Origin of the sequence: Adhaeribacter terreus, assembly GCF_042657365.1 — a bacterium.
GTDB classification, from domain to species: domain Bacteria; phylum Bacteroidota; class Bacteroidia; order Cytophagales; family Hymenobacteraceae; genus Adhaeribacter_A; species Adhaeribacter_A terreus.
Map to the genome: position 1 here is coordinate 546,976 of NZ_JBHSKT010000002.1, position 7,032 is coordinate 554,007.

Consider the following 7,032-nt stretch of genomic DNA (forward strand, 5'->3'; position numbering starts at 1 on the left):
TATATTTAACCAATTACTTCAAGCTAATTCACCATCCTTTCAGTGTTTTATTATTAATTAAAATTCTGAAAAACAACCACTTAGTTTTTTATGGCTAAAAATAAGACCGAACTAAAACGACAACTACTACAAGAGTGCCTCCGGATCCAGAACGAACAGATAAGCGCCGCTAAAACTGCTATGGATGAGGCTCAGGAAAGTGCCAACGAACATCACGGTGCCATGGAAGATAAGTTTGAATCGTTCCGGGAAGCTTGCCAGATCCAACGCGATATGTTTGCCCGTCAGCTTGATGAAGCCATGGGCGTTTATCATGTACTGAAACGCATTAACTCGATGAAGGAAAATTCTGAAATTATGCTGGGCACCGTGGTAGAAACCGATACGCAGGATTTTTTTGTTTCCGCAAGTTTAGGTGCCATAAAAGTGGCCGATAAAACGTACTTCGCTATTTCGGCTATGTCGCCGCTTTTTAAAGCTATGGCCGGCAAGAACAAAGGCGAATCTTTCGCGATGCGCGACAAACAATACACGATCAAGAATATTTATTAAGCCGGCATTCCGGTTAGCATAAAAAAACTCCTGCAGGTTATGCAGGAGTTTTTTGCTTAAAAAGGATACCGTTTTTTAATTCACCCGAGTCCAGTTCTGCGACCGGCCAATGAGCGAAATACCAATGTAACCTTTTACTTCTATTTCATTCTTATTCTTCATTTGCATGTACGAAGAATACGTTTTACCGCTTTTCGGGTCGTAGATCGTGCCATCATCCCATTTATTATTTTCGTCGTATTCAAAACCCTGCAGGAAAATCATGCCTACCAGAGGCCGGCTCTGCAATTTTTTATCGGGATTGTTGATGTCGGTTTTGGGTTTGCCATTGCGGTTTGGTTCAGCGAGCCAGGTAATTTTACCGCAAAGTTTGTCGCCGCATTTATAAATTTCAAAGCGGGCTTCTTTTTCCTGATTCGTCCAGACACCTACCGGCGAGAGGCTCTGCGCCAGCGCCACGCTTTTCAGCGCCAGAAAGCATATAAAAGCTAAAAAACACTTTTTCATAAAAAACTTTAAAGAGGTTGATGAATACGAAATATACAAATTAATCTGCTTACATACAATAATCAACCGTAAGAAGATGCATGCGTAATTAATTGCATACTTTTTTGTTATGAAAACCTACCGTTTTTTACTACGCTTCAACAGTATTTTTTACTTCATAACCGGTCTTTGGCCATTAATTGATATTGTAAGCTTTATGGCAGTAACCGGTCCTAAAACTGACATCTGGCTTGTAAAAACAGTTGGCATGCTTATTACGGCGTGCAGTATCGGGATGTTGGCCGCATCGTTCCGGAAGAAACCCCAACCCGATGTAATTCTGATAGTTATTGGTTTTGCTGCATTTCTCAGTTTCGTAGATATTTATTATGTGCTGAAAGACGTGATTTGGCCCGTTTACCTGGCCGATGCTGCCGTTGAAATACTGCTGATCTTGTTGTGGGTGTGGTGGTATATCTGCAAAAGGCCGGCGGAAGATGAGGGTAAAAAAGAAACCTGAAAAAAAATAAAAAACAGTAAAATACTTTGGAACTAAGTTGCCGCGTTTTAACTTTATCAAATGCAGCGAGTGCTGCGGCCCGGTTTAAATTACAGTTGTTTTGAAATAATGGCTGCGCTTTACTCCCGGTTATGTCGGACTTAAAGAAAGGAGGTAAAAATGTCTAATCCCCAACGAATCTTATCAGGCCTGAGTAATGGTGTTCACTTTAAAGGTGAACTGGTGTAACCACCACTATAAGTTTGCGGTTACACTGCAACGTTGCTCTTTAAGATCGCATTGCGATGCTTCGGGTTGGAATAATTACCCGCGTCGCCTGGTAAGATTTTAAAGGATTCTATACCTGACTGTTAGATTTCTTCGGAATGAAAACAGTCAGGTATTTTTTTTATAGTTGCCTGAAGGTCTTTAGTAATAAATAATGCTAATATTATAAGAAACCCTTGAACTATTAAAGTATTGAGGTTTAGTAGTTTTGTTTGTAATAGCATAATATATATTTTTAGCGAGGTTCATATAAGTTTCGGACTGTTAAAGGATTACTCACTTTACTAAAAGGTTATCTATGAAGTCAAAACTACTTATTAGTACGCTCTTATTTTCATCTATACTGGCGGCAGATCTGCAGGCTCAGGAATTTACCAAGCGAAACCGTTATACCACTTTAGGCGTCAATGCGATGGCTGCAGGTTATTATGGCGACGTTACTCCGGGACCGTCCATTTTGAGTACAGATCCTAAACTGATTCGCTATAACGTGGGAATATATGCCCAGCGCAAATTTTACCCGAACTGGAGCGCCCGTGTGAGTTTATCGTATGGCCGGTTGCGTGGGGACGATGCTGAAAGCGCTAAGAAATTTGAAACCGAAGATGCTGGCCGCTGGGAACGCAACCTGAGTTTCCGCAACGATATTAAGGAACTTTCAGCGGTAGCCATTTACGATCTTAAAGCCAATTACAATACCTTTTTTAAACGCCCGGAATTCACGCCGTATATTTTTGCCGGCGTAGCTGTTTTTCATCACAATCCCAAAGCTTATTACGAAGGCAATTTGCTCGAAACGGGTTGGTATGCATTACAACCGCTGCAAACCGAAGGTGTAAAATACAGTAAAGTCCAATTCAGTATTCCGTTTGGTTTTGGTGCCCGTTTCCGGCTGAACCAGAATTTCGACCTGGGTTTTGAAGTGGGCTGGCGCCGAACCTTTACCGATTACCTGGATGATGTAAGTACCAAATATGCCGATAAAGGCGACCTTAATACTGCTCACGGAAAAGAAGCCTGGGTGTTATCAGACCGGTCTATTGAATTGCCTGACTTTATTGATAAACAAACTACGATCACTGGCAGCGATGGACAGGTGTATCCGGCAACGTATATCAGTAATGCCGGCCAGCAGCGTGGAGACCATACCCGCAACGATTGGTACATTCTTACCGGTTTCACGCTGAATTATATATTAGATCAGTCGTATAAAACACCTAAGTTTCGCTAAGATTTTGCGGTGCATAAATAAACAAAAAAGCAACCCGAAGATATTCAGGTTGCTTTTTTGTTTTGGATCCAGGTATTTTTAGAAAACCCGACGTACTTCCAGGAAGCGACGTTGGTAATTGGTTCCGGGTACTTTGCTTACTTTCACGCCACCGTTCGAAGAAGCGTGCACAAATTCCAGTGGTTCGCCGATCTTACTGATCACGATGCCTACGTGGCCGGGTTTCCGGACGGAAGGGTTGGTGCCGGTAAAGATCAGAATATCGCCGCGGCGGGCTTTGGCAGTGGCTACCGGTTTGCCGGCATCAGCCAATAATTGAGAAGAACGGGGTACTTTAATATTGAATTCGCTGAAGGTGTGATAAACGAAACCTGAACAATCGAAACCTTTATTAGAAGTGCCCCCATAAACGTACGGAATACCAATTCTTTGCAAGCCGGCCTGAATCAGCGCATTTGCTAACTCTCTCCGTTCTGTTGCCGCTGAATCGCGTACTGCTTTATTGGTTTCCGCTTTTAAACGGGCTACTTCTATAGTTTTTCTTACTTTCAGCGAAGGAGCTTTTGTTTCGTAAATAGCCAGCAGTTTGCTCCCGCTTAATATTCCGATCAGTGTAATTCCTGCAAAAGTCCATCGTTTCCAGTTTTTATTCATAATTGTATGCGTTTGGTTACGGTTCAGTTTTATCTTAACGCACAGATTATGGTTTTTAGTTCGTGAAAATCGGTAAAATGCCATAAATCCCCAGAATCCTTTAAATCAATAACAAATACGTTTACCCCTTAAATTGTATTTTTTACTAAGAGAAAAGCAACTAATTTGTTAATAGCTTGGTACTTATAAGACAAAGTATTATATTTAACTAACCTCTAAATATCCAAACTTATGTTAATTTACCAATCCGATATTATTCGGGTGCAATACCAGGAAGCGAAGAAGCAGATCGAGCTTACCTGCACCGGAAATATCAAATCAAAAGAACTCAAGATCTGCTATCGTAAAGCCCTGCAGTTTGCGGAAAAGAACAAAGTGAAGCATTGGTTATTCGATTTTTCGGGCCATTACCAACTCACCGAGGAAGATCAGCAATGGCTCGATACCTGCTTTTTCCCAAGCCTGATGATCGCTTTAGGTCCTGACAATTATATAGGCATGGTGGTGCCAAAACCAACTTATAAAAAGATGATGGAAGAAGCCGGGCAGATCGGTTTGCAGACCTATAATTCTTTTATAAAAATGAACACCTTCACCTCCAGCCCGAAAGCTACCCGTTGGCTCGGAAACCAGACCAGTACCGATAATTATTTTTCGTTATAAAAGCAGTAAGAGTTTGATAGTAAGCCTACTTAGCTGAAATTCTACATGAAAAACGCTATGGTTCCGGCCCCTAAAAGTCGGTAGTAAGCAAACCTTTGCATTTTGATTTCCGGCCGAATAACTGTATTATGCATGTTTTTAACGCATACAGTTCATTTCATGGCCAACCGTACCTTTCTTCCTTCCAGGTTACTTTTACTCCTCGTATTCACGTGTTTTGCTTTTGCTTTGCAGGCTGCCCCAAAACTGGCCTACAAGCTTGCTATGCCCGAACCTCAAACCCATTACTTTGAAGTGGAAATGCATTTGCAGGATTTTAAAGATAAATACCTGGATATTAAAATGCCCGTATGGGCACCGGGTTCTTACCTTGTCCGCGAATTTCCAAAACATGTTGAAGGTTTTTCGGCAACTTCCGGTTCTAAAAAACTGAAAGCCGAAAAGATTAATAAAAACACCTGGCGGGTCTATACAGATAAAAGCCGCGATGTGGAGGTGAACTACAAAGTTTATGCTTTTGAGCTTACAGTTCGCACCAGTTTTGTAGATGAAATGCACGCTTACCTGAACGGGACCAGTGTTTTTATGTATCCGGATAAATATAAGAATCTGCCTTCCGAAATCACGGTGGAACCTTACGGCAACTGGAATCAGATCTCAACCAGCTTACCAATTATTGGCGGCAACAAATGGAAACTGAAAGCCGACAACTACGATATTCTGGCCGATTCACCGATGGAAATAGGTACGCACAAGATCCTGAATTTTGAAGCATCCGGCGTGCAGCATGAAGTAGCCATGTTTGGCGATAGCAATTACGACGATGTGAAAGTTGTGGCCGATATGAAAAAGATCGTGGAAGAATGTACGAAAGTATTTGGCGAGCATCCGGTTAAAGGCAAGTACGTTTTCATTATTCACAACATTCTGAACGGCGGCGGCGGTCTGGAACATTTAAATTCTACTACGCTGCAGGTGGCCCGCTGGAGTTATCAGCCGGAAAATTCCTACAACGGTTTTCTGAGCCTGGTAGCGCACGAATATTTTCATCTCTGGAACGTGAAACGCCTGCGCCCAAAACCACTGGGACCATTTAACTACGATGCCGAAAACTATACGAATCTGCTTTGGGTTTCCGAAGGATTAACGAGTTATTATGACGATCATCTGGTACGCCGTGCTGGTTTTTACAGCCCGGAACGTTACCTCGATATTATTACCAGCGCCATTAATAACGTAGAAAATACGCCCGGCGTGAAAGTACAATCGCTGGCCGAATCAAGTTTTGATGCCTGGATCAAGTCTTACCGCCCGAATGAAAACTCCCGGAACGCCGAAATTTCGTATTATTCTAAAGGCGCTTTAATTGGTTTGCTGCTCGACCTGGAAATAATGAACCAGACCAAAGGCGAAGAAACGCTGGACAATGTGATGCAGAACATGTATCAGAAATATTACAAAAAGCTCGACCGTGGTTTTACCGACGAAGAGATGCAGAAAGAACTTGAAAAAGTGGCTGGTATAAAGCTCGATAATTTCTTCCGCGATTACATTTACGGAACTGTTACGCCCGATTACGCGAAATATTTTGCTTACGCCGGCCTGAAATTCACCAATCTGAATGCGAACAGCCAGGAAGTTGCTTTAGGAGCTACTACAGCGAACCAAGGCGGAAAAATTGTGGTTACCAATGTAGTGCGCAACGGCAGTGCCTGGAATGGCGGCCTGAATGTGAACGATGAAATTATTGCCCTGAACGGTTACCGTATTACAGAAGATCTGAATAAATCGGTTACCGGCCGTGCGGAAGGCGAAAAGATGAACCTGATCGTGAACCGCGACGGTCGCTTGCTTTCCATAGATCTGACCATGCAGAAAAATCCGAATGTTCGTTTCAAGATCGAAAAAATGCCGGAGCAAACTGCAGCCCAGCAAAAGATATTTCAGAAATGGTTGCGTATACAATAATAGTACAGAAAACGCTATCCTTTTAACCCTAAAAACCCGCAAACTATGTACCGGAAGATAGAAGATTTTTTAAGCGATTGGGAATACGAATCTGAAATGACGGCAAAAGTTTTTGAGAACCTGAAGGAAGAACACCTGAACCACTCATTTCATACCAATAACCGCACTTTAGGCCGTTTGGCATGGCATATCACGCATTCTCTGGGCGAAATGATGCACCGCGCTGGTTTGCCGGTAGATGAAATGAACCCGGAACCGGAAAGCCTGACCCTGGAAACCGTAATTGCACTTTATAAACGCGATGCCGAGGCCGTGAAAACTGCGGTAAAGTCTGCCTGGAACGACGATGAACTGGAAGATGAGATACCCATGTACAGCGATAACTGGAAAAAAGGATATGTCCTGACAATCCTGATCCGCCACCAAACGCACCACCGCGGCCAAATGACGGTGCTCATGCGCCAGGCAGGTTTAAAAGTTCCGGGCATTTACGGACCTTCCAAAGAAGAGTGGATCGAAATGGGAATGCCGGCTTTGCCTTAGTTTTTGATCAGTTAAGTTCTTAGAAACTGTTTTAAAAGCCATTAGCAACGTTTAAGCATTACTGAGATCATTGCTATATATACCATCGATTGGCTGTTCATTCTGTTCTTCTCATAATCTTTATTCAGACGCCTTGCATGCATCATCC

8 protein-coding genes are annotated in these 7,032 nt (G+C 42.7%); 6 read left to right on the forward strand and 2 right to left on the reverse strand.

The window, feature by feature from the left end:
- Nucleotides 1–90 precede the first annotated feature (90 nt).
- Nucleotides 91–552 (forward strand): hypothetical protein, encoded by a 462-nt coding sequence (locus ACFPIB_RS05285; protein ID WP_378016385.1) that lies wholly within the window; start codon nucleotides 91–93, stop codon nucleotides 550–552.
- Between the two features lie 75 nt (nucleotides 553–627).
- Here ACFPIB_RS05285 and ACFPIB_RS05290 read toward each other — a convergent pair whose 3' ends face one another.
- Nucleotides 628–1,059 carry a DUF2147 domain-containing protein gene (locus ACFPIB_RS05290; protein ID WP_378016386.1) on the reverse strand — a complete coding sequence of 144 codons (432 nt, stop codon included), beginning with the start codon at nucleotides 1,057–1,059 and terminating at the stop codon, nucleotides 628–630.
- Between the two features lie 109 nt (nucleotides 1,060–1,168).
- Here ACFPIB_RS05290 and ACFPIB_RS05295 point away from each other — a divergent pair, with 109 nt between their 5' ends.
- Together ACFPIB_RS05295 and ACFPIB_RS05300 are read left to right on the forward strand one after the other, a co-directional pair.
- Nucleotides 1,169–1,558, forward strand: a complete 390-nt coding sequence (locus ACFPIB_RS05295; RefSeq protein WP_378016387.1) for a hypothetical protein — start codon at nucleotides 1,169–1,171, stop codon at nucleotides 1,556–1,558.
- Between the two features lie 565 nt (nucleotides 1,559–2,123).
- Nucleotides 2,124–3,056, forward strand: a complete 933-nt coding sequence (locus ACFPIB_RS05300; RefSeq protein WP_378016388.1) for a DUF6089 family protein — start codon at nucleotides 2,124–2,126, stop codon at nucleotides 3,054–3,056.
- A gap of 78 nt (nucleotides 3,057–3,134) precedes the next feature.
- On the opposite strand, the gene ACFPIB_RS05305 is transcribed toward ACFPIB_RS05300, so the two are convergent.
- Nucleotides 3,135–3,710, reverse strand: coding sequence for a C40 family peptidase (locus ACFPIB_RS05305; protein WP_378016389.1), 576 nt, complete (start codon nucleotides 3,708–3,710; stop codon nucleotides 3,135–3,137).
- 231 nt (nucleotides 3,711–3,941) lie between these two features.
- Here ACFPIB_RS05305 and ACFPIB_RS05310 point away from each other — a divergent pair, with 231 nt between their 5' ends.
- The 3 genes from ACFPIB_RS05310 (at nucleotide 3,942) to ACFPIB_RS05320 (ending at nucleotide 6,884) form a co-directional block, all read left to right on the forward strand.
- Complete coding sequence (locus ACFPIB_RS05310; protein ID WP_378016390.1) at nucleotides 3,942–4,373, forward strand: hypothetical protein; 432 nt, start codon at nucleotides 3,942–3,944, stop codon at nucleotides 4,371–4,373.
- Between the two features lie 159 nt (nucleotides 4,374–4,532).
- A complete protein-coding gene (locus tag ACFPIB_RS05315; protein WP_378016391.1) occupies nucleotides 4,533–6,341 on the forward strand; it encodes a M61 family metallopeptidase in 1,809 nt (602 codons plus the stop codon).
- Between the two features lie 45 nt (nucleotides 6,342–6,386).
- Nucleotides 6,387–6,884, forward strand: a complete 498-nt coding sequence (locus tag ACFPIB_RS05320; RefSeq protein ID WP_378016392.1) for a DinB family protein — start codon at nucleotides 6,387–6,389, stop codon at nucleotides 6,882–6,884.
- Nucleotides 6,885–7,032 lie beyond the last annotated feature (148 nt).

Excerpts from the sequence above, each read along its gene's own strand:
- ACFPIB_RS05285 (WP_378016385.1), top strand. The coding sequence starts at position 91 with ATGGCTAAAAATAAGACCGAACTAAAACGACAACTACTACAAGAGTGC.
- ACFPIB_RS05290 (WP_378016386.1), bottom strand. The coding sequence starts at position 1,059 with ATGAAAAAGTGTTTTTTAGCTTTTATATGCTTTCTGGCGCTGAAAAGC.
- ACFPIB_RS05295 (WP_378016387.1), top strand. The coding sequence starts at position 1,169 with ATGAAAACCTACCGTTTTTTACTACGCTTCAACAGTATTTTTTACTTC.
- ACFPIB_RS05300 (WP_378016388.1), top strand. The coding sequence starts at position 2,124 with ATGAAGTCAAAACTACTTATTAGTACGCTCTTATTTTCATCTATACTG.
- ACFPIB_RS05305 (WP_378016389.1), bottom strand. The coding sequence starts at position 3,710 with ATGAATAAAAACTGGAAACGATGGACTTTTGCAGGAATTACACTGATC.
- ACFPIB_RS05310 (WP_378016390.1), top strand. The coding sequence starts at position 3,942 with ATGTTAATTTACCAATCCGATATTATTCGGGTGCAATACCAGGAAGCG.
- ACFPIB_RS05315 (WP_378016391.1), top strand. The coding sequence starts at position 4,533 with ATGGCCAACCGTACCTTTCTTCCTTCCAGGTTACTTTTACTCCTCGTA.
- ACFPIB_RS05320 (WP_378016392.1), top strand. The coding sequence starts at position 6,387 with ATGTACCGGAAGATAGAAGATTTTTTAAGCGATTGGGAATACGAATCT.